Raw genomic sequence first — 26,729 nt, 5'->3', positions numbered from 1 at the left:
GGCCGGCGGGCTGAAGCAGCACACCGCACCAACTGGGGCTACCGCTTGGTGGTTTTGTATGCGCGACGACTGCTACCGCGCCCGGTCGATCCGGGCGCGGTCTTTCTAGTGCGTTTGCCTACTTGGCGTAAGAGCCTTCGAGGGTGACGGCGCCGCCGGCAGTGGCGAGGACCTCGCCGCAGACCCAGGCGGGGATGTCGCGCGCCGCCAGTTCGGCGATCGCAGCATCGGCCGCCGACCGGTCCAGTACGGCGACCATGCCCGCACCCATGTTCAGCGTCTTCTCGAGCTCCAGCAGCTCGACCGAGCCCAGCTCGCCGACCAGGCCGAAGATCGGGGCCGGCGTCCAGGTCGACCGGTCGATCCGGACCGACAGCTCCGACGGAATCACGCGCGCCAGGTTCGCCGCGAAACCACCGCCGGTGATGTGCGACATCGCGTGCAGCGGTGTGGCGTCGTTCTTGTTGAGCGCCCGGATCAGCTCCAGGCAGTGCTTGGCGTAGACGCGGGTCGGCGTCAGCAGGGTCTCACCGAGCGTGGTCCCGAGCTCCGGAACCTCCCGGTCGAGCGCCCACTTGGCCCGGTCGAAGAACACGTGCCGAACCAGCGAGTACCCGTTCGAGTGCAGGCCCGAGGACGCCATCGCGACGACCACGTCACCCGCGCGCACCCGCTCCGCGCCGATCAGCTCGTCCGCCTCGACAACACCGGTCGCCGCGCCGGCGACGTCGTACTCGTCCGCCTCGAGCAGGCCCGGGTGCTCAGCGGTCTCGCCGCCAACGAGCGCCGTACCGGCCTCGACGCAAGCCTCCGCGATGCCCTTCACGATCTGCGCGATCGTCTCCGGGACCACCTTGCCGGTGCAGATGTAGTCGGTCATGAACAGCGGCTCGGCGCCGCAGACGACCAGGTCGTCGACGACCATCCCGACCAGGTCGAACCCGATCGTGTCGTGCTTGTCCATCCGCTGCGCGATCTGGACCTTGGTCCCGATGCCGTCGGTCGAGGTCGCCAGCAGCGGCCGCCGGTACTTCGTCAGCGCGCTCGCGTCGAACAGGCCGGCGAATCCGCCGAGACCCCCGACGACCTCCGGCCGGGTCGCCTTCGAGACCCATTCCTTCATCAGCTCGACGGCCCGGTCACCGGCCTCGATGTCGACTCCGGCGGCGGCGTAGCTGGCGCCTTCGCTCACGTTCTTCTCCTCGGTACGACGTCGGTCGCAGTGCCGACGCTGCCAAACCAAACTGGACCTACGGACGACTGAGGGCGTCGGCTGCGCCGCCACCACCGACGACGGCGGCCAGGCCGTCCGCATCGGTGCTCACCGGAACCTCGAGCAGGTGCTTGCCGAGATACTCCGGGTCGGGCAGCGCCACCGGGTAGACACCGTCGAAGCAGGCCCGGCACAGCTGATCCTTCGGCACGTTGGTCGCCTCGACCAGCGTGTCCAGATCGATGTACCCGAGCGAGTCGGCGCCGAGTGAACGGCAGATCTCGTCGGTGTTCAGGCCGTTGGCGATCAGCTCGGCGCGGCTGGCGAAGTCGATGCCGTAGAAACACGGCCACTTCACCGGCGGGGCGGTGATCCGGACGTGGATCTCCTTCGCCCCGGACTCGCGCAGCATCCGGATCACAGCGCGCTGGGTGTTGCCGCGGACGATCGTGTCGTCGACGACCACCAGGCGCTTGCCCTCGATCACCTCGCGCAGCGGGTTCAGCTTCAGCCGGATCCCGAGCTGGCGGATCGTCTGGCTCGGCTGGATGAACGTCCGGCCGACATAAGCATTCTTGACCAGGCCCGACCCATACGGGATGCCCGACTCTTCGGCGTACCCGATCGCACCCGGTACGCCGGACTCCGGCGTCGCGATGACCAAGTCGGCCTCGGCGGGATGCTGGCGGGCCAGCCGGCGACCGATCTCCACGCGGGTGGAGTGGATGCGCTGGCCGGAAATCTGGGTGTCCGGGCGGGCCAGATACACGAACTCGAACAGACAGCCCTTCGGCGCCGCCTCGGCGAACCGCTGCGAGCGAAGCCCCTCGGCGTCGATCGCGACGATCTCGCCCGGCTCGATCTCCCGAACGAAACTCGCACCGACGATGTCGAGCGCCGCAGTCTCGCTGGCGATCACCCAGCCGCGCTCCATCCGGCCCAGCACCAGCGGGCGAATGCCCTGCGGGTCACGAGCGCCGTACAGAGTGTTCTCGTCCATGAAGACGAGGCTGAACGCACCCTTCACCTTCGGCAGCACCTTCGCGGCGGCCTGCTCGATGGTGAGATCCGGGTAACCGGCCAGCATCGAAGTAAGGATGTCGGTGTCGGAGGACGCCGTGTGCTTGGCATTCGCCTTCGCGTGATCAGCGCCCGCATCGAGACCGAGATCAAGGTCACCGCCGCCGTTGAGGCTGGCCGCGAGCTCCCCGGTGTTCGTCAGGTTGCCGTTGTGCCCGAGCGCGATCGACCCGGTCGCAGTAGACCGGAACGTCGGCTGAGCATTCGCCCACACACTGGACCCAGTGGTGGAGTACCGGCAGTGCCCGATCGCGATATGCCCGCGCAGCGAGGCAAGAGTCGCCTCGTCGAACGCCTGACTGACGAGACCCATGTCCTTGTAAACAAGGATCTGGCTCCCGTTACTGACCGCGATTCCTGCTGACTCCTGCCCCCGGTGTTGCAAGGCATAGAGCCCGAAATAGGTGAGTTTGGCAACCTCTTCCCCCGGCGCCCAAACCCCAAAGACGCCACAAGCGTCCTGCGGTCCCAGGTCCTGAGGGTCAAGGTCATGAGTGAGCCGACCATCGCCACGAGCCACACCAGCAGTCTACGCGACGGATGGAGGTGTGCCTTACGAGCCGAATTTCGAGGGTCGACCGGGCGGGGCCGACACTCGGGGTCTACCAGCAGCCGCTGGCAATGCCGCAGGTGGGGTCACCGGGGTAGCCGGGGTACGGCTCCGACGGATCGACGATGACCGCTGCGGCGAGGACGAACACACCTACAGCCACAACTGACAGTATCTTCTTGATCACAACTCGTCCTTTCGAAATAATCCGGAACCACACTTTGAGTGCTCTTTGTCGACGCTCTCTGTATATGGTCGGTTCCGACAGGTTCACGAGGAGGATTTCGTGCTCGATCCGCTAGGTGTGGATGAAGCCACCTTTGCGGTCTATCACGCCCTGCTCAGCCAGCCAGACAGTACGCCGGAGGAGATTGCCGCGCTAGTACAGCGGCCGGTTAACGATGTACACGAGTTGATGGACAGGCTCCGCAAACTCGAGTTGCTCGTACCGACCTGGGCGAATCCCGATGGCGAGCACGCTGTTCACCCCCGAGTCGGGCTCGCCAATCTCGCCGAGCGCCGCCGTGCGCAGCTCAATGCGGAGTTGGGACTCCTCCGCGAGGCCGAAACCAGCGCCGAGGTGGTCGCCGAGCAGTACAACTCACTGCTAACCGCCCGAAGCAGTGGCGACGTCGAGGTGATCAAGGGCCGAGCCAACGCCTCCCGCCGAATCGACGAGCTAGCCCTGAAGGTTCGTCACTCATTCTGGGCTTTGACCCCCGTACACGTCGATGACGCCATTCGCCCCATCGACGGCTCACCGGACGAGCCTCTACTGGAACGGGGCATCAAGCTTCGCGCCGTCTACCTGCAAAACATGATGGAGTCGAGAGCCGCTGCAGAGTACGCGGCCGCCATCCATCGTCTCGGCGGCGAAGTCCGCGCTACGCCGACGCTGCCGATGCGGCTACTGATCTTCGACCAGGAGATCGCTGTCATGCCACTGGATCCCACCAACCACACCGCCGGTGCGGTCATCCACCGCAGCCCTGCCGTGGTCAACGTCGCCATGGCCTTGTTCGATTCGTACTGGTCACACGGCTCTGAGCTCTTCTCCCCCGAAGACCGCGACAACGAGGCACCTCTCACGCCCCACGAGGCCGAGGTGCTGCGGCTGCTCGCCGGTGGCGCGAAGGACGAGCAGGTGGCTCGCCTGCTGGGCATCTCACTCCGTACGGCACGCCGCATCACGGCCAATCTGTCGGAGCGGCTCGACGCGGCCAGCCGGTTCGAGCTCGGGGTGGCGGCCGCCAAGCGCGGCTGGGTCTGAGTGTTCGAGTCGCTGGGGCTGTCACAAGAGAGTCTCGATCTCTACCGCCTGCTCCTGCGGAAGCCTGAACTGGCCGGCAAAGCGAACCGCTCAGCGCTCTGTGCCGAGCTCGGATTGCTGGGCGATGAGGTCGAGGCACGTCTCGAACACCTACGGGGTCTGGGCTTCCTGGCGTTCCGCTGGAACGACACTGGCGATGAATACGCGATGGACCCTGGCGTGACCCTTGAGCGCCTTGCCGCCAAACGTCAGACAATGATCGGCGAGCTCACCCAGGAACTCGAGTCCGATCAGCTCCGTGCGCGCGAATTCATCTCCGACTACAACACGTACTTGACCCAGAACACCGTTCCTGATGTCGAAATACTCGACGGCGCCGACAAAGCAAACTTGCGAATGCAACGTTTTCATCCCACGAAATCCATGTGGGGTTTGCTCACACCAGGACCGTTCTCAACCGCCCCAACCGAGAATTTCGCCGACAAAATCATCCAGGAACGCGGCGTCGAGTGTCGTTATCTCATCGCAGAGTCTCAGCTCAGGTTTCGCGGAGCTCGCGACCATATTGCCCTGCTGCAGGAACTGACGGGGACAGTGCGGGTCATCCCGGCGGTTCCGTTCAGGATGGTGATCTTCGACGGAGAGTCGGCCGTGATGAGCATCGACCCTGACAACTCGAAGGTTGGCGCTGTGGTGCACCACAGCAAGGCCGTCGTACGGCTGGCGATCGAGATGTACGAGCACTACTGGCGATTCGCTGACCGATCCTTCGAGCGGACGCCTGAATCAGGCGAGCTCAGCGGGCAAGAGGCCGAGTTCCTGCGCTTCCTGGTGCAAGGAGCAACCGACGAGCAGGTAGCCCGCAAGCTCGGCGTCTCCATGCGCACAGTCCGCAGAATGGCGGCGAAACTGAGCGAGCAGGTCGGCGCTTCAGGGCGGTTCGAACTAGGGGTTCGGGCAGCTCAGCGCGGCTGGGTGGATTAGCCCCAGTCCCAGGCTCGAGCGGATACACAATTGTTGGGTGGGCAGGCCAAGGCAGAGCTCCTGACAGGTATGGGCGGGCGGCGGGAGATGTCACGCCGAGGAGTCAGCGGGGACTTGCTGACGACAGAAGTTAAACAGGCCGACGAAATCCGCGGCAATGAATCCCGCTGGCCGGGGCAGGCCGTTGGCCAGGAGCGGCCAACCTCATCCGCGAGTGCGGTCTGGACCAATTACTGCACGAATTCGTGCACCCCAGACGAACAAACCCCACTAAACGACCCGCGTGGTCTACGGCATCACCCATGAACCACATCCCGCCATCCGAGTGTGCGGAGATTGCCGTCAGCAACCGATTGCCGCCGACCCACCAGCCACACTCGACACGCTCCCCCACGCAGCGTCCCGCGATTCACGCCGGCGGCCGCTCGGCCGACGTACCGATCTGCGTGGCTGACCCACCAACCGCCATGCCCGAAGCGGTGGCTGGAGACAAGCACGCGTGGCCGGAGACCTATGGCCCCAGGTCTCCCGCCACCGCTTACTGTCTCCTGCCACCACTGGCGCCGCGGGCCACCGGAGTTGCTGCGGGTTGCTGGAGCGAAACCGCTAACGGCAGGAGGGCCGGCCGCGGTGCGGCTGGCCCTCCTGAGTGCGGTGAGTGGTGGGACTAGATGTTCTTCAGGGCGGCCAGCAGTTTGGTGAGGGAGTCCTTGGCATCGCCGAAGAGCAGGGTGGTTCGGGCGTCGTACAGCAACTCGTTCTCGATGCCGGCGAAGCCGGGGCGCATGGAGCGTTTGAGGAAGATGACGCGCTGGGCCTCGTCGGCGTTCAGGATCGGCATGCCGTAGATGGGGGCCGAGGGGGTGTTGCGGGCAGCCGGGTTGACGACGTCGTTCGCGCCGACGACCAGTACGACGTCTGTCGACTTGAAGTCGCTGTTGATCTCTTCCATCTCGCGGAGCTGGTCGTAGGGGACCTGGGCTTCGGCGAGCAGGACGTTCATGTGACCGGGCATCCGGCCGGCCACCGGGTGGATCGCGTAGTCGACCTTCACGCCGCGTCCCTGCAGCTCCTCGACCAGCTCACGCAGGGTGTGCTGGGCCTGAGCCACAGCCAGACCGTAGCCGGGGACGATGATGACCTTGTTGGCGTAGCCCAGCAGGATCGCGACATCCTCGGCACCGCCGGAGATGACCGGTCGCTCGGAGGCGACACCGCCGCCGAGTGTAGAGCCACCGCGCACGGCACCGAAGAGGATGTTGAAGACCGAGCGGCCCATCGCGTCGGCCATCATCTTGGTGAGCAACGCACCGGCTGCGCCGACCAGGGTGCCGGCGATCAGCAGCAGCGTGTTGCCGAGGACGTAACCGCCGGCCGCCACTGTCAGGCCCGTGAAGGCGTTCAGCAGCGAGATGACGATCGGTACGTCGGCACCGCCGACCGGCAGCACCAGCATGACGCCGACCGCGAGACCGACCAGGCAGAGCAGGATGCCGACCCAGACCCGCGGGTCGGAGATCAGGAAACCGGCCAGCACGAGGCTGCCGAGGATCGAGGCGATGAACAGAACCGGCAGACCGGGGAAGGTCACCGGCCGGGTCGTCATCAGTTCTTGCAGCTTGGCGAACGTGACGATCGAACCGGAGAAGCTGATCGCACCGACCAGGATGGTGAACGCCGTCGCGATCGCGGGGACTGTTGCGTCCTGCGGGATCTCGCCGAGCTCCATCAGCGCAACCAGTGCCGCCGCGCCACCACCGACACCGTTGAACAGGGCAACGAGCTGCGGCATGTGGGTCATCTGCACGCGACGCGAGCCGAGGACACCGCCGATGGTTCCGATCGCGAGCGCGACCAGGATCGCGGCCAGGTGATCCGGCTTGTAGGCGACGAAGGTGATGATGACGGCCAGTACGGCGCCGGCCGCGCCGAGCAGGTTGCCGGAGCGCGCGGACTTCGGGGACGACAGTCCCTTCAGCGCGACGATGAAGCAGACTGCGGCGATCAGGTACCCGATCTGGGCCCAGGTCGGGATCACTTGCCAAGCTCCTTCTTGCGGGCGGACGGAGGCTTGAACATCTCGAGCATCCGGTCGGTGACGACGAACCCGCCGACCATGTTGACGGTCGCCAGGACGACGGCCAGCAGGCCGACGATGACCACCAGGGTGGACTCGGCCTGGCCGGTGACGATGATCGCGCCGACCAGGATGACGCCGTGGATCGCGTTCGCCCCGGACATCAGCGGCGTGTGCAGGGTCGAGGAGACCTTGCTGATCACCTCGACGCCGACGAAGGCCGCCAGGACGAAGATCGTCAGCAGCGCAATGGATTCGCTCATGACTGGCCTTCCAGAAGTTCGCGGGTCGGCTCGTGGAGGACGGTGCCGTCGTGGGTGACACAGCAGCCGCGGACGATCTCGTCGTCGAAGTCAGGGTCGAAGGCGGCGTTGCGGGTCATCAGCCGAATCAGGTTGGCGATGTTCTGCCCGTAGAGGCGGCTGGCCGGTCCGGCCATCTGGCTGGGCACGTTCGCCCCGCCCCAGACCAGCGCGTTCCCGATCATCAGCTCGGTACCGGCGACCGATCCTTCGACATTGCCGCCGGACTCGGAGGCGAGGTCGACGACCACGGAGCCAGGCTTCATCTGCTCGACCATGGCGCGCGACACCAGCATCGGAGCGGTTCGCCCCGGTACGGCGGCTGTCGTGATCAGGGCATCGGCCGCGGCGACGTACGGGGAGAGCAGCTCGCGTTGGAGCTGCGCGCGCTCGGCGGTCATCTCGCGGGCATAGCCGCCAGGTCCGTCGAGGGTGCCGAGCTCAAGGGTGATCGGGGTCGCGCCCATCGACGCGATCTCCTCGGCGGCCGCGGTACGGACGTCGTACGCCTTCACGACACCGCCGAGGCGCTTCGCGGTCGCGATGGCCTGCAGGCCGGCAACCCCGGCACCGAGGACGAGGACCTGGGCCGGCGGGACGGTGCCGGCGGCGGTCATGTTCAGCGGGAAGAATCGCGGGAGCCGTTCGGCCGCGACGATCGCGGCCCGGTAGCCGGCGACCAGCGCCTGCGAGGACAGCGCGTCCATCGACTGGGCCCGCGAGATCCGCGGAACCAGCTCCATCGCGAACACCGTCAGCTTGGCCCGCGTCGCTGTGCGGACCACGTCCGGCGGATTCGTCGGCAGGAACGACAGCAACGCCGTACCGGCATGGAGTCGTTGCAGGCGTTCGCGCTCGAGCGGCTGCACCGAGGCCACGATGGTGGCCGCGTGGTCGGCACCCCAGGCCACCTCGGCCCCGGCTGCGCGGTACTGGTCGTCGGAGTAGAGCGCCCGCTCACCGGCGGCCGGCTCGACCGCGACCTCGTACCCGAGCTCGATCAGTTTCGCGACTTGTTCCGGCACCAACGCGACCCGGCGCTCGGCCGGCCTGGTTTCCCGTACCACTGCGATCTTCACTCGCCGAAACCTATGCCAAACCGAGCGTTGTCGGAAACCCGTGCCCCGACCTCGTGGTCAGGTTGTGTCCTGCAGAGCCTTTACGCGTTGTCGGCGAGGTTCTGCAGGAGGAGCGCTTCGGCCAGGCAGACCTTGCGGAACTCCGCCAGATGCAGGCCTTCGTCGACCCCGTGGGCGCGGGTGTCCGGGTCCTCGACGCCGGTCACGAGGATCGCCGCCGCCGGGAAGACCCGCTGGAACTCGGCGATGAACGGGATCGATCCGCCCATGCCCATGTCGATCGGCTCAACACCCCAAGCGGTCTGGAACGCCGACCGCGCCGCTTCGTAGCCGGCACCACGCGCGTTGATGCTGCACGGCTGGCCGATCTCGCCCTCCGTGACGGTCACCTGTGCGCCCCAGGGCGCGTTGCGCTCCAGGTGTTCCTTGAGGGCTGCACTCGCCTTCACCGCGTCGTCACCGGGTGCAACGCGCAGGCTGACCTTCGCGCGCGCCACCGGCACCAGCGTGTTGCTGGCCTCAGCGACGGAAGGAGCATCAATACCCAGTACGGCGATCGCCGGGCGCGTCCACAACCGGTCGACCAGCGAACCGGAGCCGGTGAGCCGTACCGAGTCCACAACACTCGACTCAGCGCGCAGCCGGCCCTCGGGGTACACCACATCGGCAGCGCGTGACGCATGCAGCCCGTCGACTGCCACATCACCCTTCTCGTCATGCAGCGTGGCCAGCAGTCTGCACAGTGCGGACAGTGCATCCGGGATCGGTCCACCGAACAGACCAGAGTGCACAGCGTGGTCCAGCGTCCGCACCTCGACGTACGACTCGACCAGTCCGCGCAGCGAAACGGTCAGTGCGGGGTGGCCGATGTCCCAGTTGCCAGAGTCGGCGATGACAATCGCATCTGCGGTCAGATCGTCGGAGTACTCGTCCAGAAGCTGCAGCAGGGTCGGCGAACCGATCTCCTCCTCACCCTCCACGAACACCGTCACGCCCACCGGCAGGTCGTTGCCAAAGGCCCGTACGGCGGCCAGGTGTGCAGCGATACCGGCCTTGTCGTCAGCCGCACCGCGGCCGTAGAGCCGGTCGCCGCGCTCTGTCGGCTCGAACGGGTCCGACGTCCACTGCTCGACCGGACCGGTCGGCTGCACGTCGTGGTGCGCGTACAGCAGCACCGTCGGCTTGCCGGCCGGCGCAGCCTTCTTGGCGATCACCGCGGGCGCACCTGCACCGGCACGCACGATCTTGACCGCGAACCCCTCCGCCTCGAACAGTGCGGCGGTCGCCTCAGCAGATCGCTGAACGTCACCGGCGCGGGCGGCTTCGTAACTGACCGAAGGGATCCGGATGAGGTCCTCGAGGTCGGCACGGACACTGGGCAGAACGCGGTCGATCGCCGCAGACAGATCAGGCATGCCGCCTACGGTACGACGTACCGCATGGTCAGTGGTTGGCGCCATAGAATCAGGGCACCGTAAGTTTCCGCCCCCTACGGAAGAGGACCCATGTCCCGCTACCGCCCCCTGCTCGTCAGCCTGCTCCTGACCACTGCGGCGCTCGCCGTCGCATCCCCGGCGCAGGCAGCCATCACCTGTGACACCGCCACTACCGGCGGCTCGACCTTCTACGACGGACCATCTGCCTCCAAGAAGTACGACGCCCGGTTCAGCAACAGTGCGAGCCTTCCGGGCCTCAGCACGCACACACCGCAGGGCGCGGGCACTTGGTACAACTGGGACGGCAGCGGCAAGAACCTGCTGCTCGTCGGCTCCTACCGCGAAGGCGCAGACTCGAACATCTACGGCATCGACCCGGCCACTGGCGCCACGGTCGGCGTGGTGGCGGTGGCCGAGTCGCACATGGGCGGGATCGCTGTGAGCAAGGGCTGGGCGTTTGTGTCCGGTGCGGGGACCAGCATCCGCAAGTACAGCCTCACGGCGCTGCGGGATGCGTTGAAGGCCGCAGGGACGCCGTACCTGACACAGGTCGGTACTGCGCGGGATGTGGCCGCAGCGTCGTTCATCGGGACCTATGGGGACTCGCTGTTCGCTGGATCCTTCAATGAGACCGGTCGGGGCGCGATGTACGAGTACAAGATCGCTGCCGACGGCACGCTGACCACACTGTCCGGCGCGTGGGAGGTTCCCACCAAGACGCAGGGGCTGACTGTCACGGCAGGGCACTTCATCTACAGCACGTCGTACGGGCGGACCAACCGCAGCAACCTGTACGTCGTGAAGCGTGGCCAGAAGGATCTGGATGCCGCAGCGCTCAGTTGCTTCCGGGCGCCGAGCATGACCGAGGGGATCACGGAGTACAACGGAACGGCGTACCTGGTCTACGAGTCGGGCTCGCACCTGTACTCCGGTGACTCCAACACGCTGAACGTGATTCCGCGGCTGCACAAGGCCACGGTCTCGTCGCTGACCTCGCTGGTGCCTTAAGGCTTGTAGGAGGCCGAATCCAGTACTGCCTGACGACCGGCAGCACTGTCATCACGGACCTGGATGCGTAGCAGCGTGGTGCTGTTCACCTGCCGGTACTGGTCGATGACAGACGGCTGGTTACCGCAGGCGTACTGGAAGGTCGCCAACTTCTGATCGCCGATCTGACCGCCGTCGGGCCCACCAGAGGTACAGCCCTGCGGCGGTGAGCCGGCCGTCGGCAGCTTGGTGTTCTGGGCGAGTTCCAGGTAGACGCCCTCGACAGTAGGGCTCGTCAGCCACGCCGCAGTATTGTCGGCGACCAGCAGCTTCGGACCGGTCTGGCTCTCGACCTTTTGCGACCAGGAGCGTGGCACCTCGACCGACAGCCCACTGAACTCCACCTTGGCCGGGCGGGACAGTACGAACTCGTAGCCGCCGTACCCACCGCCCGCAGCCAGCAGCACGGCGAGCACACCGGCGATGATGCGACCACGTGTGGACCGCTTCGGCGGTGCCTGCGTCAACTGGTTCGCACTGGACAGTGCGGTCTCCTGGTCGACGTTGCCTATCGGCTTGGCCGGTGGCACGTCTGACGCCGGAATCAGGCCAGCGGGGATCTTGCCGGTCGCATACGCCTCACGGAGAGCATTGAGGAAGCTGTCCAGGTCCTGCCAGCGCAGATCGCGGTCCGGCTCAAGAGCACGCCGTACGACGGCATCGATCGCATCCGGAATGTCTTTGCGCAGCGTGGTCATGGAAGGCGGTGGCTTGTCGATCTGCATCACCGCGCCGAGGCTGTTCACGCCATGCGGCGCCTGGCCGGTGAAAGCGGCGTACGCGACCGCACCGAGCGAGTAGAGGTCAGCGCGGTGGTCCAGGCGCTCACCGAGCACCTGCTCGGGAGCGACGTACGCCGGAGTGCCGCCGGGCATCGTCAGCTGGGACACGTCCTGAACCGCTTTACCGAGACCGAGGTCGCCCAGCATGGCTCGGTCACCACCGGCGATGCTGCGGAACAGCACGTTGGCCGGCTTCACATCGCGGTGCAGGACACCACGGCCGTGCAGATGCTTGAGGCCGCGGCCGACCTCGGTGATGATCCGGACCGCGTCGCCGATCTCGAGCGGACCGGCCTTGATCTTGTCGGCCAGCGTGCCGCGGTCGGCGTAGGTGATGACCAGGTACGGACGGCCGTCGTCGGTCTCACCGACGTCGTGGGCCCCCACGACGTACAGGGAGTCGACCTTGCGCAGGAAGCGGCCCTCCGCCAGGAAGCGGCGGCGGACGTCCTCGTCGTCGGTCCACAGGTCGGAGAGGATCTTGACCGCCACATCGGCGTCCAACTGCTCGTCCTTGGCCAGCCAAACGGTCGCGAAACCACCGGCACCGACCCGGCGGACCAGGGCGTACCGGCCGATCCGCTGGGGCTGGTCCATGCACGCATTATGCTCGATCCCTCCTGCGACTCGCTCGCCGGTGCGAACAAAACCGCGACTTCGTGCGTCTCAGCGAGGATGGAGCAGGTGTCGAACCGGAACCGGCCACTCGTGATCGCTGTGGCCGCAGTGGCTGTCGTCGCAGTGGTAGGCGGCGGGTTGCTGGCCGCCGCGCGCGGTCCCCAGAGCCAGTCCGGCGCCGCAGCCGCACCGCTGACCCAGGCTGTTGCCGCGCCGCCCGCCAAGGCGCCCGCGCTCACTGTCAAGGTCGATGCGACCAAGCTGGCGACCGGGCGCGACCCACAGGTCGCGTACCTGCGCGGCCGGACCGTGCTGGGCGGAGTGGGCAATCCGGTCGTGGTGCCCGGCGCTCAGGACATCCAGGCCGTCACCAGGCTCTGGGACATCACCTTCACCTTGCAGGTCGACGCTGCGGCCAAGGGCACGCTGGTCGTGCAGGACGGCGAAGGGAAGGTCGTCCGGCAGATTAAGGGCGTCGATTCGCTGGCCGGGAGCGCTGACGGCCAGGCTGTCGTCTACGGCTCAGGCGGCGTTGTTGAGAGCCGTAAGGGCGGGACGGTGTTCTACGAGCTTCCGACCGGAACGACGGAGCTGGCACAGCCGAAGGCCTACGGCCTGCAGGTGCTGTCCGTGACCGGCAAGACGGTGTTCTTCAGCAGCGCTGCCGAAGCGGGCGGCACGGACACGCTCTACCGCTGGAACGTCGACCAGAAGACCGCTAGCGCAGTCCCAAGGCTGACTACGCCACAGGCGGTGTCCGCGGACGGCACACTGGCTTCGAGCCTGCCGATCTTCACCGACAGCGGCCTGTGCTCCGCTGTCACCGACCTCGCGACAGACCTCCAGCGCTGGAAGTCCTGCCAGAACCGTCTGGACGACTTCAGCCCCGGCGGCGCGTTCGTCATCGGCCTCCCACCGAACCAAGGCGGCCCGTTCGGTGTCGAGAAGGTCTCCGCCCTGGACGCCAAGACCGGCAAGGTCCTCCGCAACTGGACCGCCCCCACAGTCCCGCACCAGCTGGCTGAGGACGACGACCACATCCTGCTGGAGTGGTACGAGGACGTAGACGCCCGCTCCCGCTCGGCAGTAGTCCGCTGCACCGTCAGCACCGGCCAGTGCGAACTGGCCACCCCGCTGTCCAAAGAACCTCTACTCCTCGGCTCTTGAGGGCGAGAACGAACCTGTAAGGGAGTCCGCTGATGCGGAACATGAACGGCCGTCTGATCGCCGTGGTGGCCTCTGTCGCCGTGGCAGCCGTAGTCATCGGCGCCGCCCTCGCCTACCGCCAAGGCCCCGAGTCAGCCCAAGCCAACGCCGCTCCACTCACGGGCACCCCCAGCATCACCCCCAGTCAGACGCCGTCCAGCACCCCGTCGACACCGGCCAACACCCCAAGCACGGTCCCGCCGGCTTCCACCAAGTCCACGGTGGACGTCAACAAGCTCGCGGAGGGTCGTGCGCCCCAGGTGCCCTACCTGATCGGCCGCGAGGTCCGCAGCGGCGAGCAGTCTCTGGGGAAGATCCCGGGCAAGGGAGGCGTGCTCAGCGTCGGCCAGCTCAGGGGAGCCGTGCTGGCGGTCACGATGTACGAGCCCGACGGCGACGGCACGGAACTACTGAAGGTCGAGTCCGGCAAGCTCGTCCGCCGTACGCCGGATGTGTCGTCCCTGGTGACGACCTCCGACACGGCTGCTGCTGCGTACGCCGCTTCCCGGCTGAGCAGCCTCGGCGTGACCAACAAGGGCGGCACGGTCTACGCAGAGACAGCCGACTCGGTGCAGTCGCTCAAGCTGCCGAACAGCTGGGAGGTGCGTGTCCTCGCCTACGCCGACGGCAAGGTGTACTACCGCGCGAGCGACACCGAGACAGGTCCGGGAAAGCTCTACTCCTGGGTACCGGGAGAGGCGAAAGGCCAGCTGATCAAGGCGGTCATCTCACCGACCGCCGTCTCCGCGAACGGCAGCACAGCCGCAGCCCAGGTGGTCCGGAACGACTTCGGGACCTGCTCGAACGTTGTTCAGGTCCCTCGCGGCACCCAACTCTTCCGCACCTGCGACTTCCAGGTCCGCGGCTTCACCCCGAATGGCGCCACGGCCTACGGTGACGAGCACAACGCCGAAGGCTTCTGCTCAGGCATCGCAGCAGCCTTCGAGTCGAGCTCCGGCAAGGTCTTCCACCAGTGGAAGGGCTGCTTTCAGGAGATGGGCTCCGAAGACGACCAGCACATCCTGATCGTCGCTTACGCAAGCCCGGTCGGCCAGACCGAGAAGATCAGGACCGCCATCATCCGCTGCACCATCAGCACCGGCGCGTGCGAGCGCGCGACTCCGATCGGAACCGACACCCCACTAGACATCGGCAGCTGACCAGTTCTCGGCAACACTGGCCACATGACTCGCCTTGCGGTGCTTGCTGATGTCCATGGTGTGTTGCCGGCGTTGGAGGCGGTGCTGGCGGAGAAGGACGTTCGGGCGGCGCACACCGTCGTGGTGGCGGGGGATGTGGTGAGTGGGCCGCAGCCTCGGGAGGTTTTCGAGCGGCTGAAGGCTATGGGCGACCGGGTGGTCTGGGTTCGGGGGAATGCGGACCGGGAGGCGGTGGCGATGGCTCGGGGGACGTTCACAGGCGAGGCGCCAGATGCGGTGAGTCCTTGGGCTGCAGGTGAGCTCACGGATGCACAGGTGGAGTGGTTGGACGCGTTGCCGACGACGGTGACATTCGGGGACGTGCTGGTTTGCCATGCGACGCCTCGGGATGACAACGAGGTCGTGCTGGTGGACAGTCCGATCAGCAGGTGGCTTGAGGTGCTCAGTGGCGTGCCGGACAGCATCCGGACCGTGGTCTGCGGCCACACGCACATGCCGTTCGTGCGGCAGGTGGATCGGCGGACTGTGGTGAACGCGGGCAGCGTAGGAATGCCGTACGGCGCTCCTGGCCCCAGCTGGGCGCTGGTAACGCCCGAGGGGGTCCAGCTCCGGCGGTCGGCGCTCGACCGGGCCTCAGCGGCCGACCAGATCATGAACAACTCGACCTACCCCGGCCGGCAAGAGTGGGTGGACGCGTACCTGCTGACCAACTACTCCGACACGGAGGCGCTTGACGCGTTCAGGGCGCGGGCCGAGGGCTGACCGGCTACCGTCGGGGGAGTGTTCCCACGGCGGCGGAAGCATTTCGGCACTCCGGCTGACAAGGCGACGTATGCGACTCTGCATACCGCCTCGTTGGCCAGTCCGTACCTGCGCGAAGGCCTCACACCCGCAGCGGCCGGCAAAGCGAGCCGTCACCTCAGAGACCTACTCGGTACGGCGGCCATCGCCATCTGCGACACTTCCGGCGTACTGGCGTGGGACGGGGTCGGCGGCCCGTACGAGAGCAACCACCGGCGTGACGCCCGCTCGCTAGCCGCCCCGACTCTCCGCACCGGCCGCACTGCCGTCCTCGGGGTCCACGACGTGGCCTGTGGCGACCCGCAATGCCCGATCCGTACGGCGGCCGTCGCGCCGATCGTGATCGAGGAGCGAGTGGTCGCCGTACTGGTTGCCTATAGCGAGCGCACGTCCGCAGCGCTCGTCAGAGCGACCGAAGAGGTCGCCCGCTGGGTGTCGGGCCAGGTGGAGCTCGCAGAGCTCAACAAGGAACGCACCCGCGCCATGGAGGCCGAGCTGCGTGCACTGCGCGCTCAGATCAGCCCGCACTTCATCTACAACGCCCTCGCCGCCATAGCGTCGTTCGTCCGCACGGACCCCGAGCGAGCGCGTGAGCTGCTCCTGGAGTTCGCAGACTTCTCTCGCTACGCACTGCGCCGTGGCGGCGAGTTCACCACGCTGGCTGACGAGTTGCGCAACGTGGAGCGCTACCTGGTCCTCGAGCAGGCCCGCTTCGGCGACCGGCTGACCGTCTCGCTCCAAATCGCCCCTGAGGTGCTGCCGGTCGTCGTACCGTTCCTGGTCGTCCAGCCGCTGGTAGAGAACGCCGTACGGCACGGTCTGGAAGGCACCACCGGCGTCGGGCGGATCACCATCCGCGCCCGGGACCAGATCAACGAAGCGGAGATCAGCGTCGAGGACGACGGCGTCGGCAGCGACCCGGAGGTCATCCGCGCTGTCCTGGCCGGCGAGTCCGACAGCGACTCGATCGGCCTCGGCAATGTGGACGCCCGCCTGCGCCAGGTGTACGGCGACGCCTACGGCCTGGTCGTGGAGACGCAGGTCGACGCGGGAACCAAGGTGACCTTCCGAATCCCCAAATACTCCTCAGGAGTGCATGCGTCGCCCTAAGGTGACCTCATGGCAGACACACCGCTGCGGGCACTGGTCGCAGATGACGAGGAGCCGGCGCTCAACGAACTGGTGTACCTGCTGCGGCGCGACGACCGGATCGGTGAGATCCGGACCGCGAAGAACGGCCCGGAGGCGCTGAAGATCCTGCAGGCCGCCGACCTGGACGTGGTGTTCTGCGATATCAAGATGCCCGGCCTGGACGGCATCGACCTGGCCCGAGTGCTCTCGAAGTTCGCCAGCCGCCCGCAGATCGTCTTCGTCACCGCGTACGACGAGCATGCGGTCGCCGCGTTTGAGCTAGAGGCCACCGACTATGTGATGAAGCCGGTGCGCGCCGAGCGACTGGCCGAGGCGGTCCGCCGTGTCGTCACCGCCGGTACGCCGACTGCACCGCAACCCGCTGAGGACACCGGCGACGAGGTGATCCCGGTCGAGCTCGCCGGGGTGACGCGGTTCGTCCAGCGCTCGACAGTGCGGTACGTCGAGGCGCAGGGCGACTACGCCCGCCTCCACACCGGTCAGAACTCGCACCTGGTTCGCATCCCGCTCAGCACGTTGGAAGAGCGCTGGCGTGATGCCGGCTTCACCCGCATCCACCGCAGCACCCTCGTTGCCCTCGCCCACGTGGACGAGATGCGCGTCGACAGCGGACGCTGCGCCGTACGGGTCGGTGACGACTGGCTGCCGGTCAGCAGGCGGCACACGCGCGAGCTCCGCGACCTCTTGGTCCGGTCGACCTCCTTGCGCCCGTGAGCACCAACTCACCGCCGGGCCCTCGCCGCGTCCGGGTGACGAGCCCCCGGACCAGTGCGGCCCGCCGACCGACCACTCCGACTGGCACGCGAGAGATTGACGAGCAGACGCGACTCGGCGAGGTCTACATGAGCTCGCTGATCCAGTCCCAGCTCCGCCTCACGCTTGCGGTGATCGGTGGCACCGGTCTGATCCTCGGCAGCATCCCCCTGCTGTTCTGGCTCGCCCCGGCGACTCGCACCTTCGCCATCTTCGGCCTGCCGCTTCCCTGGATCATCCTCGGCATCGTCGTCTACCCGGTCGTGTACGTCGCTGCCCGCATCTACGTCCGCAAGGCCGAACGGATCGAGACCGAGTTCACCGAGTTCGTCGGGCGGCAGTAGATGTCGTCGGCAATGAGTTTGACCGGCATCGGTCTGGTGATCGTGGCAACGATCGGCATCGGCCTGTTCGGCCTGCGCATCTCCCGGACCACCAGTGACTTCTACGTCGCCAGTCGCGCGATCACCCCGCGCTGGAACGCGTCTGCCATCAGCGGTGAGTATCTGAGCGCCGCCTCGTTCCTAGGCGTTGCCGGACTGGTGCTGGTGAACGGCGCCGACATGCTGTGGTTCTCAGTCGGCTACACCGTCGGCTATCTGATGCTGCTGGTTCTCGTAGCGGCACCCCTACGACGCTCTGGCGCCTACACCCTCCCCGACTTCGCGGAGACCCGCTTTGAGTCGGCCATAGTGCGCCGCATCTGCTCAGGACTCGTTGTAGGCATCGGCACGCTCTACCTGCTCCCCCAGCTAAGAGGCGCCGGCCTAACAGTCCAGACCGTCACCGGAGCACCACCAGATGTCGGCGCAGCAGTCGTAGCGATCATCGTGGTGATCAACGTGGCTGCAGGTGGCATGCGCTCGATCACCTTCGTTCAGGCCTTCCAGTACTGGCTCAAACTCACCGCACTGGCCACACCGATCTTCATCATCCTCATCGCCTGGCGGTCCGGCGACCACCCGGTCGGAGTCCTGCAGTCACTGCACGGTGCGGCCGCCGAGTGGGCCGAGCCACTCTCCACAGCAGGCGGTCGCGACCACCCGCTCTACGCGACCTATTCCCTCTTACTGGCCTTGTGTTTCGGGACCATGGGCCTCCCCCACGTACTCGTCCGCTTCTATACCAACCCGGACGGACGCGCAGCCCGCCGTACGACGGTTGTCGTGCTGGCGTTGCTCAGCCTCTTCTACCTGTTCCCACCGGTCTACGCGATCCTCGGCCGCTCATTCGCCCCAGACCTGGTCGCCGGTGCGGCAGACACCGTCGTACTGGAGCTGCCCAGCCGCATCTTCCCCGGTACGGCGGGAGACCTGCTCGGCGCACTTGTCGCAGCGGGGGCCTTCGCCGCCTTTCTGTCCACGTCTTCCGGACTGACCGTCGCCATCGCCGGAGTGATCGACCAGGACCTCTTGCGCACCAGACTGACCCGGCTGACCGGAGGCGACTACCTAGCCGTCAACAGCTTCCGCATCGCCGCCCTGCTGGCGATGTCCGTCCCGTACGTCGCCTTCCGCGTCACCGGAGCCCTGAGCCTGGCCGACACCGTGGGACTCGCTTTCGCGGTAGCCGCCTCGACCTTCTGCCCGATGCTGGTGCTGGGCATCTGGTGGCGCCGCATGTCCACCACTGGCGCCGCAGCCGGACTGATCGTCGGTGGAGTCGCGGCCAGCGCCGCGGCCCTGGTCAATGTGTTCGGCGCACCAGCAGACGGCTGGGCGCGCGCACTGGTCGTCCAGCCCGCCGCTTGGACGATGCCGCTCGCCTTCATCACTGTGATCGTCGTGTCCAAGCTGACCCCGAACACCATCCCGGCCGGCACCGCCCGCAGCATGGTCCGCCTGCACACCCCGGAAGCCGTCGACGTCGACCGAGGCTAGGGCCCCAAACCGCTCGTCGTACCTGACCGACCGTTCGCCGCAGGGCCGTCCCCCACCGGTCGCCCGGTGCCCTCCGCTGAGCGCTCGGTGCGCGCGCGTGCTGTCAGCCCGCCAGTGACCTGGACCACAGTACGGACCAGCACACTATGCCGGTTCCGCCCGGCCTGTCCCCTGTCTGGAGGTCCCCGCGCATGAGTGATACGAGGCCGGGTGAACCGGATCTGTCGTCGTACCGAGATGTCCAGCTGTCACCGGACTTCTCCGAACTGCGTCGCCGGTTCCGCCGTTTCGTGTTCCCGATGACCGGACTGTTCCTGGTCTGGTACTTCGTCTACGTCCTGCTCGCCGACTACGCGCACGGCTTCATGTCGACCAAGGTCTTCGGCAACATCACCGTGGCCCTGCTGTTCGGCCTCGGCCAGTTCGTCTCCACCTTCGCGATCACGTTGCTCTACGTCCGCTGGGCCGACCAGAAGTTCGACCCGGACGCCAAGCACCTGCGTGACCAGATCGAGGGAGAGACCAAGTGAGCGCGCCAATGCTGTTGCCGCTGGCAACCGTCGGGGACCCCAAGGTCAACATCGCGATCTTCGCACTGTTCGTGGTGGCCACCCTGGCGATCGTGATCCGGGCCTCCCGCAACAACAAGAGCGCGGCCGACTTCTACGCCGGTGGCCGCTCCTTCACCGGCCCGCAGAACGGCATCGCGATCGCCGGTGACTACCTGTCCGCCGCATCGTTCCTCGGCATCGCCGGTGCGATCGCGCTGAACGGGTACGACGGCTTCCTGTACTCGATCGGCTTCCTGGTGGCATGGCTGGTCGCCCTGCTGCTGGTCGCTGAGCTGCTCCGCAACACCGGTCGCTTCACGATGGCCGACGTACTGTCGTTCCGTCTCAAGCAGCGTCCGGTCCGGATGGCCGCAGCCATCTCGACGCTGGGTGTCTGCTTCTTCTACCTGCTGGCCCAGATGGCCGGTGCCGGTGGTCTGGTGGCCCTGCTGCTGGGCATCTCCGACCGGGCCGGGCAGAGCGTCGTGATCGCGGTCGTCGGCATCATCATGATCACCTACGTGCTGGTCGGTGGCATGAAGGGCACCACCTGGGTGCAGATCGTCAAGGCGGTCCTGCTGGTGATCGGCGCCGGCATCATGACGCTGTGGGTGCTGGCGAAGTACGCCTTCAACCTGTCCAGCCTGCTGGGCGCCGCAGTCGACAAGAGCCCGGCGGTCGGGGAGAAGCTCCTCAGCCCGGGTCTGCAGTACGGCGCAACGGGGATCAGCAAGCTCGACTTCATCTCGCTCGGCCTGGCCCTGGTGCTCGGTACGGCGGGTCTGCCGCACGTCCTGATGCGCTTCTACACGGTGCCGAACTCCCGCGAGGCCCGGCGCAGTGTCAGCTGGGCGATCTGGATCATCGGCATCTTCTACCTGTTCACCCTGGTGCTCGGGTACGGCGCCGCGGCGCTGGTCGGACCGGACGTCATCCGCGCGGCTCCGGGCAAGGCGAACTCGGCGGCTCCGCTGCTCGCCTACGAGCTCGGCGGAGAGATCCTGCTGGGCATCATCTCGGCGGTCGCCTTCGCCACCATCCTGGCCGTGGTGGCCGGGCTGACGATCACCGCGAGCGCGTCCTTCGCGCACGACATCTACGGCCAGGTCATCAAGAAGGGCCAGGTCAGCGGCGACGGCGAGGTCAAGGTGGCGCGGATCACCGTGCTGGTGATCGGCGCGGTCGCGATCGTCGGTGGCATCTTCGCCAACGGCCAGAACATCGCGTTCCTGGTGGCTCTCGCCTTCGCGGTGGCGGCCAGCGCGAACCTGCCGACCATCCTGTACTCGCTGTTCTGGCGGCGCTTCAACACCCGCGGCGCACTCTGGAGCATCTACGGCGGTCTCGGCTCGGCGATCTTCCTGATCGTCTTCAGCCCGGTCGTTTCCGGCAAGGTGGACAAGAAGACCGGCGCCAGCCTGTCGATGATCACCGACACCGGGATCGACTTCAGCTGGTTCCCGCTCGACAACCCGGGCATCGTCTCGATCCCGCTGGCCTTCCTGCTCGGCATCATCGGCACGCTGACCAGCAAGGAAGCAGTCGACGTCGACAAGTTCGCCGAGATGGAGGTCCGCTCCCTGACCGGTGCGGGCGCCGAGAAGGCAACCGAGCACTAACCCCCTAAGACCTGTCAGGTGGGTCCTGCGTACGTATGCGGACCCACCTGGCAGCCCCAAAGTTCCGCCTCCAGAAGGTCCCGGTAGTCCCTGCGCCGGGACCTTCTGTTGTGCCTCTAGAACTTCAACGACGGCCAGACCTCGAGGAACGCATCGATGGACGCGTTCCCGCGGGCTTCCTCCAGGGCGTGCAGCCGACCGAAGGTGAACGCGTTCCCACCCTCGAGCTGCACCTGGACAGCGAGCTCCCGCAGCAGCTCCCGGGACACCACCGAGTCCTGGAAGTCGCCGAGAATCTCCTGCACCTCTTCGGCCCGCGTCGCCAACAAGCTGCCCTCGTCACCCAACACCGGTACGACGGACTCCCCGGCGTACCGGAGTCGTTTCGCGTTCTTCCGCACCTCGTGCAGCTCGTGGTCCTGCTCCTCGGCCGTCTCGGCCTTCTGGGCACGGCGAACCGCTTTGCGCATCCGATGCTTGTCGTAGTCGAGCAGCTCGGGCAGCTGCTTGGCCGCCTTCCGGTTGTCGCCGGTCAGCGGCGGCTCGGCGATCAACTGATCGAGCGTGTCCAGCAGCCGGAAGTACCGCTCACTCTCCAGCGCGGCCAGCGCCCCGGCCCGACCCTCCTTGTAGACGCCGCGCAGGTGGTCGTCGATCCGCGCGGCGACCCGGCCCATCACCAGCTCGACCGGCTGCTCACCGACCTCAGCGGCGAAGTAGGCCCGCTGCACCTCCGCGTCCCGGGCAACCCCGAGCTCACCAGCCAGCCACTTCAGCTCAGCGCGGATCTCGTCCCCGATCTCACGGTCGATGACCGGCCGGTACGTCGCCAACGCCGACCGCAGTCGCCGAGTCGCGACGCGGAATTTGTGGATTCCCTCGGGCGCATCCCGCCGTACCTCAGGATCGCGCTGGCGGATCGCCTGCACCTGCTCGGCCGCATAGGCCCGGAACACGTCGGCCGTCCGCGGCTTGGCCGGCAGCTCCCACGTGTCGCCGGCGGGCACCCGGTCGCCGAGTGCGCGCGCCAGCTTGCTCGGGCCGGACGCCGGCTCGGCTCCGGCCGAGCGCAGGAGAGTCTCCGCAGCCTGCAGCAGCTCAAGGTCACCCCCGACCAGCTCGACCTCCCACTCGCGCCAGCTCTCCGGCTCACTCTCACCGGTCGTCGCGGTGACGTGGTCGTCGGCCAGCTCAGCCAGGACCGCACCGTCCGCGTCCAGCAGGCGGTGCACCACGCGGCGAGTCTGCAGCGTGACCACCGGGACCAGCTCATTGTCGCGCACGTGCACCCGGACCGTGCGGACCACCGTGATCGGCACCTTCCGCACTGCCCGGCCCAGCGGGAACTGCACCTCCAGCCGCGCCCCGGACGACTTCGGGAACTTCACATGCCAGCCGTCGTCCTCACCGCCGGTCCGCCGCCGCAGCGTCACCTTGTTGGCCGCCAGGACAAGCGCCTCGGTGTCGAAGTAGACCGCCTCCAGCGCCAGCTCGACCGGCTGCGCAACACTCGCCACCCCGGGCAGCTCATGCAGCGCCGGGAGATGGGTCGATTCATCGACGTCGTACTTGGTCTCGATCTCGAGCTGCTCGGTCGGCATGCCTCTTGTTTACCAGCAGTTCATGAACTCGCCCTCAAGTCGGCAGCAAGTCTTTGCAGATCGCGATCTTGCCGACCGTTGATCGAGATGGTTCGGAGCTGCCGACGATGGTTGCGCTGCAATCCCCAGACCGTCAGTCCGACGATCGCCAGGAAGCCGATCATGTCCGGCCTACCGCTCGAAAGAAGGTGTAGTGGAAGGTGCCTCCGGGCTCGGCGGTTCGTTCCAGGTCACGGATTCCCTCGGCCCATTCGGCGGCTGTGAGCAGTCCGGCGGCGAGAGCTTTGTCACGCACCGACTCGACCATCGCAATGAACGTCTTCCGGGTGAAGCCGTCGACCAGGTGCGGCAGGGTCTCGTCGGCGTACACGGCTCGCGGCTCGGCGCGGATGTCGTCGTACCCGGCTGCTTGGAGGAGCGGTTGGACGCGACGGCCGATCAGGGAGTCGCCGCCGGCCTCGGCCTGGAGGTCGACGAGACACTGGATCACGGCGTCGGCGGCGGTGCTGCGCGGATGGAAGAACGCGGACTGGTGATCGCCCTCGATGACGGTGATCGTGCCGCCGGGACGCAGCAGCTTCCGCAGACTGGTCAGGGCGGCCACCGGATCACTGAGGTGTTCGAGGACGAAGCACACGAAGATGTGGTCGAACTGCTCGCCTTTGAGTTCGTGCAGGTCAGCACACCGCCACTCGACCCGCGCCTCAACTCTCTCTTTAGCTCGGGCGAGCGACTCTTCGGAGATGTCGATCGCCACCAACTCGATCCCGGGGTGCCGATCGACCAGCTGGACCGTTTGGGCGCCGACGCCGCAGCCGGCTTCGAGCACCCGTGTTCCCGGCGCGTACTCGAGGCCGCCGTGCAGGAGATCAGCCAGCGTCTGCGCCTGATCCGACAGCCGGCGCGTCTCGGCCGGGGTGTATCCGTGCACGTAATCGGTTCTCATACCTCCAAGGTGCCGCCACAATGGACCGATGAACAGGTCCAATGATGGAGACTTCAACAGGACCATTGGAGCTGACTTTCTTCAGCTGAACACCGCTGATGCGCCTGTCGGCGGGCTGGCCGACTGGCTCACCGACCAGCTCCGTACCGCGATCTCAGACGGCCGGCTGGCCATCGGCAGCCGCCTCCCCGCCACCCGATTGCTGGCCGCCGAGCTCCAGATCTCGCGCGGCGTCGTCACCGAGGCCTACCAACGGCTCACCGAAGACGGCCAGCTCAGCGGCCGCGGCCGCGCCGGCACGATCGTCGTTGCCGCTCCGGCTGTCGCTCCCGCTCCTGTGCGGTTGCGATCCCTGCCGCCACAGATGCGCGCGCCCGGCCTCGACATCTTCGTCGAACTGCGAGCAGCTCCGGCGCGCATCGACCTGACCCCCGGCGTACCGGATCTGGCCTCCTTCCCCCGCGCCGCCTGGCTGCGCTCCGAACGCGCCGTCCTCAACAACCTCGAGCCCGCAGCCTTCGGGTACGGCGACCCAGCCGGTACGCCGGCCTTGCGCCAAGCCGTCTCGACCTGGCTCGCGCGCTACCGCGGTATTACCGTCCACCCGGAGGAGGTGGTCATCGTGGCCGGTGTCTCCCAGGCAATCGGGATGCTCGCCCAACTCCTGCAGGCACGCGGTCTCGACACTGTCGCCGTCGAGGACCCTTCGTCGCTGGGATCACGCCAGCACCTGGAGGAGTGGGGCCTGCGCACCCCGCCGATCCCGGTCGACTCGAGCGGGCTGCGAGTCGACGCCTTGCGCGAATCCGGTGCGCCGGTGGTGATGGTGACGCCGGCACACCAGTTCCCGACAGGCGTCGTACTGGAGGGTGAGCGGCGGCGCGACCTCCTGCAGTGGGCGGCTGATGGCGGACTGATCTTTGAGGACGACTACGACGCCGAACACCGCTACGACCGCCCACCGGTCCCCGCGTTGCGCTCGATGCAGGCCGATCAGGTCCTCTACGCCGGCAGCGTCTCCAAGCTGCTCGCACCGGCGCTGCGAATCGGCTGGATCGTGCCACCAGCGCAGTACCGAGACGAGCTGATCTCTCTCAAACGCCGCGCCGACCTAGGCAACGCCTCACTCCCCCAACTGACCCTCGCCCACCTGATGAACTCCGGCGAACTAGAACGCCAACTCCGCTACGTCCAGCCCCGCCCCGGCTCGTCGCGCCCCATCTGGTGGGCCCACCCATCAGCTTGTGGATTCCACCCCCGCGGACAAGTCCAGAACCCGCCACCCCGTGGGTCCACCCACCGAGTGCGCCGGGGCAACACCGGAAATGCTCAGCCGCCCCGGCCGGCCCGGGCGCTCGCCCGGGTGACGCGTCCCATTTGGTGGGCCGGCCCACGCGGTTGCGGGTGGGCTAACCGCATGCAGCTAGCCCACCCACACGCCGATGGGTGGACCCACCAAATTGGGTACGGCGGCGGCACGAGCGACTGCAGGTGATGGGGCGGGAGTGCAGTTGCGGCGAGGCGTCGGGCGAAGAGTTGCCGAGTCGCGAGCTAGCGCCGTACCGGAGCCGTTCCGAGACTGGGTACTACGTGCAGTTGCCCATGCCGGCGCGAACCCGGCGACACGAGCGACTGCAGGTGGTCGGCGGGGCAGCGCATTCAAGGCGGCTCGTGCAGCCGAGGCGAGCGCGAGGGAGCCTACGGGTGGGCGCGGTGGCTAACTACCTGCAGTTGTTCGCGTTGGGGCGGGGCGACTGGCGTGCCGACTACGTGCTGTTGCTCGTGTTGGCACGAACTCGGCGGCACGAGCAACAGCAGGTGGTGGGGTGCGAGTCGGCTGCGGCGAAGCCTGGTGGGCTCACCCATCATGTTGTTGGCTCACACCCGTATACGAGTCCAGAACCCGGCATCTCGTGGGTCCACCCACCAAATGGGTACGGCGGCACGAGCAACTGCAGGTAGTCGGGTCGGGAGCAGGATCCGCCTGGGCGCCAGCGGCGAGCAGCCGGGGTACGGCGGCACGAGCAACTGCAGGTGATGGGCGGGAGGGCAGTTGCGGCGAGGCGTCTGGCGAGGGACTCACCAGACGCAGGACGCCGCCGTACCGGGGCCGTTACGACACTGTGGACTACATGCAGTTGCTCGTGTTCGCGCGAACCAGGCGACACGAGCAACTGCAGGTAGTCGGGTCGCGAGCACGATCCGCCGGGGCGCCGGCAGTGAGGCGGCGAGCAGCCCCGGCGGTACGGCGGCACGAGCGACTGCAGGTAGTCGGGCCGGGATCAGGATCCACCGGGGCACCGACGGCGAGCAGGCCGAAGGTACGGCGGCACGAGCGACTGCAGGTGGTCGGCGGGGCAGTGCATTCAAGGCGGCTGGTGGAGCAGAGGCGAGCGCGATGGGCCTACGGGTGAGCGCGGCGGCTGACTACGTGCAGTTGTTCGTGGCGGGCCGGGGCAACTGGGGTGCCGACTACCTGCAGTTGCTCATGTCGGGCGGCGACAGTCGGGGGCGGGACTACCTGCAGTTGCTCGTGCTGGAGCGGGGACAGCCCGGGCGGGACTACCCGCAGTTGCTCGTGCTGGAGCGGGGACAGCCCGGGCGGGACTACCCGCAGTTGCT

23 protein-coding genes are annotated in these 26,729 nt (G+C 67.2%); 14 read left to right on the top strand and 9 right to left on the bottom strand.

Going from position 1 to position 26,729, the window contains the following annotated elements:
* Window positions 1–118 precede the first annotated feature (118 nt).
* Together purM and purF are read right to left on the bottom strand one after the other, a co-directional pair.
* Window positions 119–1,192 carry a phosphoribosylformylglycinamidine cyclo-ligase gene (gene purM / locus E1263_RS24415; protein WP_238161497.1) on the bottom strand — a complete coding sequence of 358 codons (1,074 nt, stop codon included), beginning with the start codon at window positions 1,190–1,192 and terminating at the stop codon, window positions 119–121.
* 58 nt (window positions 1,193–1,250) lie between these two features.
* Window positions 1,251–2,813, bottom strand: a complete 1,563-nt coding sequence (gene purF / locus E1263_RS24410) for an amidophosphoribosyltransferase (RefSeq protein ID WP_132171250.1) — start codon at window positions 2,811–2,813, stop codon at window positions 1,251–1,253.
* 316 nt (window positions 2,814–3,129) lie between these two features.
* On the opposite strand from purF, the gene E1263_RS24405 reads away from it, so the two are divergent.
* Together E1263_RS24405 and E1263_RS24400 are read left to right on the top strand one after the other, a co-directional pair.
* Window positions 3,130–4,113, top strand: coding sequence for a helix-turn-helix transcriptional regulator (locus tag E1263_RS24405; protein ID WP_238161494.1), 984 nt, complete (start codon window positions 3,130–3,132; stop codon window positions 4,111–4,113).
* Entirely contained in the window at window positions 4,114–5,097 is a 984-nt protein-coding gene (locus tag E1263_RS24400; RefSeq protein WP_132171248.1) for a helix-turn-helix transcriptional regulator, read from the top strand.
* A 667-nt stretch (window positions 5,098–5,764) separates the two neighbouring features.
* Here the strand turns inward: E1263_RS24400 and E1263_RS24395 are convergent.
* The 4 genes from E1263_RS24395 to E1263_RS24380 form a co-directional block, all read right to left on the bottom strand.
* Window positions 5,765–7,135 carry an NAD(P)(+) transhydrogenase (Re/Si-specific) subunit beta gene (locus E1263_RS24395; protein ID WP_132171246.1) on the bottom strand — a complete coding sequence of 457 codons (1,371 nt, stop codon included), beginning with the start codon at window positions 7,133–7,135 and terminating at the stop codon, window positions 5,765–5,767.
* Complete coding sequence (locus E1263_RS24390) at window positions 7,132–7,437, bottom strand: NAD(P) transhydrogenase subunit alpha part 2 (protein ID WP_132171244.1); 306 nt, start codon at window positions 7,435–7,437, stop codon at window positions 7,132–7,134. The genes E1263_RS24395 and E1263_RS24390 overlap by 4 nt, the downstream gene beginning before the upstream one ends.
* The gene (locus tag E1263_RS24385) at window positions 7,434–8,555 is read right to left on the bottom strand and encodes an NAD(P) transhydrogenase subunit alpha (protein ID WP_132171242.1); all 1,122 of its coding nucleotides are present in this window, start codon (window positions 8,553–8,555) and stop codon (window positions 7,434–7,436) included. The genes E1263_RS24390 and E1263_RS24385 overlap by 4 nt, the downstream gene beginning before the upstream one ends.
* 80 nt (window positions 8,556–8,635) lie before the next feature.
* Window positions 8,636–9,970 carry a dipeptidase gene (locus E1263_RS24380; RefSeq protein ID WP_132171240.1) on the bottom strand — a complete coding sequence of 445 codons (1,335 nt, stop codon included), beginning with the start codon at window positions 9,968–9,970 and terminating at the stop codon, window positions 8,636–8,638.
* 90 nt (window positions 9,971–10,060) lie between these two features.
* On the opposite strand from E1263_RS24380, the gene E1263_RS24375 reads away from it, so the two are divergent.
* Window positions 10,061–10,999, top strand: a complete 939-nt coding sequence (locus E1263_RS24375) for a hypothetical protein (RefSeq protein WP_132171238.1) — start codon at window positions 10,061–10,063, stop codon at window positions 10,997–10,999.
* Here E1263_RS24375 and E1263_RS24370 read toward each other — a convergent pair.
* Window positions 10,996–12,417 (bottom strand): serine/threonine-protein kinase, encoded by a 1,422-nt coding sequence (locus E1263_RS24370; RefSeq protein WP_132171236.1) that lies wholly within the window; start codon window positions 12,415–12,417, stop codon window positions 10,996–10,998. The two genes, E1263_RS24375 and E1263_RS24370, sit on opposite strands and share 4 nt — an antisense overlap.
* Window positions 12,418–12,504: 87 nt before the next feature.
* Between E1263_RS24370 and E1263_RS24365 the strand changes: the two genes are divergently transcribed.
* The 9 genes from E1263_RS24365 to E1263_RS24325 all read left to right on the top strand — a co-directional run bounded on the left by E1263_RS24365 (window position 12,505) and on the right by E1263_RS24325 (window position 21,560).
* On the top strand, window positions 12,505–13,605 hold the full coding sequence (locus E1263_RS24365) for a hypothetical protein (RefSeq protein ID WP_132171234.1): 1,101 nt from the start codon (window positions 12,505–12,507) through the stop codon (window positions 13,603–13,605).
* 32 nt (window positions 13,606–13,637) lie between these two features.
* Entirely contained in the window at window positions 13,638–14,804 is a 1,167-nt protein-coding gene (locus E1263_RS24360) for a hypothetical protein (protein ID WP_132171232.1), read from the top strand.
* Window positions 14,805–14,828: 24 nt separating this feature from the next.
* Window positions 14,829–15,566 carry a metallophosphoesterase family protein gene (locus tag E1263_RS24355; RefSeq protein WP_132171230.1) on the top strand — a complete coding sequence of 246 codons (738 nt, stop codon included), beginning with the start codon at window positions 14,829–14,831 and terminating at the stop codon, window positions 15,564–15,566.
* A gap of 18 nt (window positions 15,567–15,584) precedes the next feature.
* Window positions 15,585–16,715 (top strand): histidine kinase, encoded by a 1,131-nt coding sequence (locus tag E1263_RS24350; RefSeq protein WP_132171228.1) that lies wholly within the window; start codon window positions 15,585–15,587, stop codon window positions 16,713–16,715.
* Window positions 16,716–16,724: 9 nt separating this feature from the next.
* Entirely contained in the window at window positions 16,725–17,471 is a 747-nt protein-coding gene (locus E1263_RS24345; RefSeq protein WP_132171226.1) for a LytR/AlgR family response regulator transcription factor, read from the top strand.
* Entirely contained in the window at window positions 17,468–17,854 is a 387-nt protein-coding gene (locus E1263_RS24340) for a hypothetical protein (RefSeq protein ID WP_132171224.1), read from the top strand. Before E1263_RS24345 ends, E1263_RS24340 begins: the two co-directional genes overlap by 4 nt.
* 12 nt (window positions 17,855–17,866) lie before the next feature.
* The gene (locus E1263_RS24335; RefSeq protein ID WP_238161492.1) at window positions 17,867–19,390 is read left to right on the top strand and encodes a sodium/solute symporter; all 1,524 of its coding nucleotides are present in this window, start codon (window positions 17,867–17,869) and stop codon (window positions 19,388–19,390) included.
* 191 nt (window positions 19,391–19,581) lie between these two features.
* Complete coding sequence (locus tag E1263_RS24330) at window positions 19,582–19,920, top strand: DUF485 domain-containing protein (protein ID WP_132171220.1); 339 nt, start codon at window positions 19,582–19,584, stop codon at window positions 19,918–19,920.
* Complete coding sequence (locus E1263_RS24325) at window positions 19,917–21,560, top strand: solute symporter family protein (RefSeq protein WP_238161490.1); 1,644 nt, start codon at window positions 19,917–19,919, stop codon at window positions 21,558–21,560. The genes E1263_RS24330 and E1263_RS24325 overlap by 4 nt, the downstream gene beginning before the upstream one ends.
* 116 nt (window positions 21,561–21,676) lie before the next feature.
* On the opposite strand, the gene E1263_RS24320 is transcribed toward E1263_RS24325, so the two are convergent.
* Together E1263_RS24320 and E1263_RS24315 are read right to left on the bottom strand one after the other, a co-directional pair.
* Window positions 21,677–23,161 carry a CYTH and CHAD domain-containing protein gene (locus E1263_RS24320; protein WP_132171218.1) on the bottom strand — a complete coding sequence of 495 codons (1,485 nt, stop codon included), beginning with the start codon at window positions 23,159–23,161 and terminating at the stop codon, window positions 21,677–21,679.
* Window positions 23,162–23,321: 160 nt separating this feature from the next.
* Entirely contained in the window at window positions 23,322–24,107 is a 786-nt protein-coding gene (locus E1263_RS24315; protein WP_132171216.1) for a class I SAM-dependent methyltransferase, read from the bottom strand.
* Window positions 24,108–24,135: 28 nt separating this feature from the next.
* Between E1263_RS24315 and E1263_RS24310 the strand changes: the two genes are divergently transcribed.
* Together E1263_RS24310 and E1263_RS24305 are read left to right on the top strand one after the other, a co-directional pair.
* A complete protein-coding gene (locus E1263_RS24310; protein WP_132171214.1) occupies window positions 24,136–25,602 on the top strand; it encodes an aminotransferase-like domain-containing protein in 1,467 nt (488 codons plus the stop codon).
* 903 nt (window positions 25,603–26,505) lie between these two features.
* The coding region (locus E1263_RS24305; protein ID WP_132171212.1) for a hypothetical protein at window positions 26,506–26,729 on the top strand (224 nt) is incomplete at its 3' end.

Source organism: Kribbella antibiotica, assembly GCF_004349055.1.
Classification (GTDB): domain Bacteria; phylum Actinomycetota; class Actinomycetes; order Propionibacteriales; family Kribbellaceae; genus Kribbella; species Kribbella antibiotica.
The sequence above is the reverse complement of the archived record's forward strand: the minus strand, read 5'-3'. Positions and strand labels throughout refer to the sequence as shown.

Coding starts and splice junctions, on each gene's coding strand:
- E1263_RS24380 (WP_132171240.1), bottom strand. CDS start 9,970: ATGCCTGATCTGTCTGCGGCGATCGACCGCGTTCTGCCCAGTGTCCGT.
- E1263_RS24330 (WP_132171220.1), top strand. CDS start 19,582: ATGAGTGATACGAGGCCGGGTGAACCGGATCTGTCGTCGTACCGAGAT.
- E1263_RS24335 (WP_238161492.1), top strand. CDS start 17,867: ATGAGTTTGACCGGCATCGGTCTGGTGATCGTGGCAACGATCGGCATC.
- E1263_RS24360 (WP_132171232.1), top strand. CDS start 13,638: ATGCGGAACATGAACGGCCGTCTGATCGCCGTGGTGGCCTCTGTCGCC.
- E1263_RS24390 (WP_132171244.1), bottom strand. CDS start 7,437: ATGAGCGAATCCATTGCGCTGCTGACGATCTTCGTCCTGGCGGCCTTC.
- E1263_RS24310 (WP_132171214.1), top strand. CDS start 24,136: ATGAACAGGTCCAATGATGGAGACTTCAACAGGACCATTGGAGCTGAC.
- E1263_RS24375 (WP_132171238.1), top strand. CDS start 10,061: ATGTCCCGCTACCGCCCCCTGCTCGTCAGCCTGCTCCTGACCACTGCG.
- E1263_RS24315 (WP_132171216.1), bottom strand. CDS start 24,107: ATGAGAACCGATTACGTGCACGGATACACCCCGGCCGAGACGCGCCGG.
- E1263_RS24320 (WP_132171218.1), bottom strand. CDS start 23,161: ATGCCGACCGAGCAGCTCGAGATCGAGACCAAGTACGACGTCGATGAA.
- E1263_RS24370 (WP_132171236.1), bottom strand. CDS start 12,417: ATGGACCAGCCCCAGCGGATCGGCCGGTACGCCCTGGTCCGCCGGGTC.
- E1263_RS24355 (WP_132171230.1), top strand. CDS start 14,829: ATGACTCGCCTTGCGGTGCTTGCTGATGTCCATGGTGTGTTGCCGGCG.
- E1263_RS24345 (WP_132171226.1), top strand. CDS start 16,725: ATGGCAGACACACCGCTGCGGGCACTGGTCGCAGATGACGAGGAGCCG.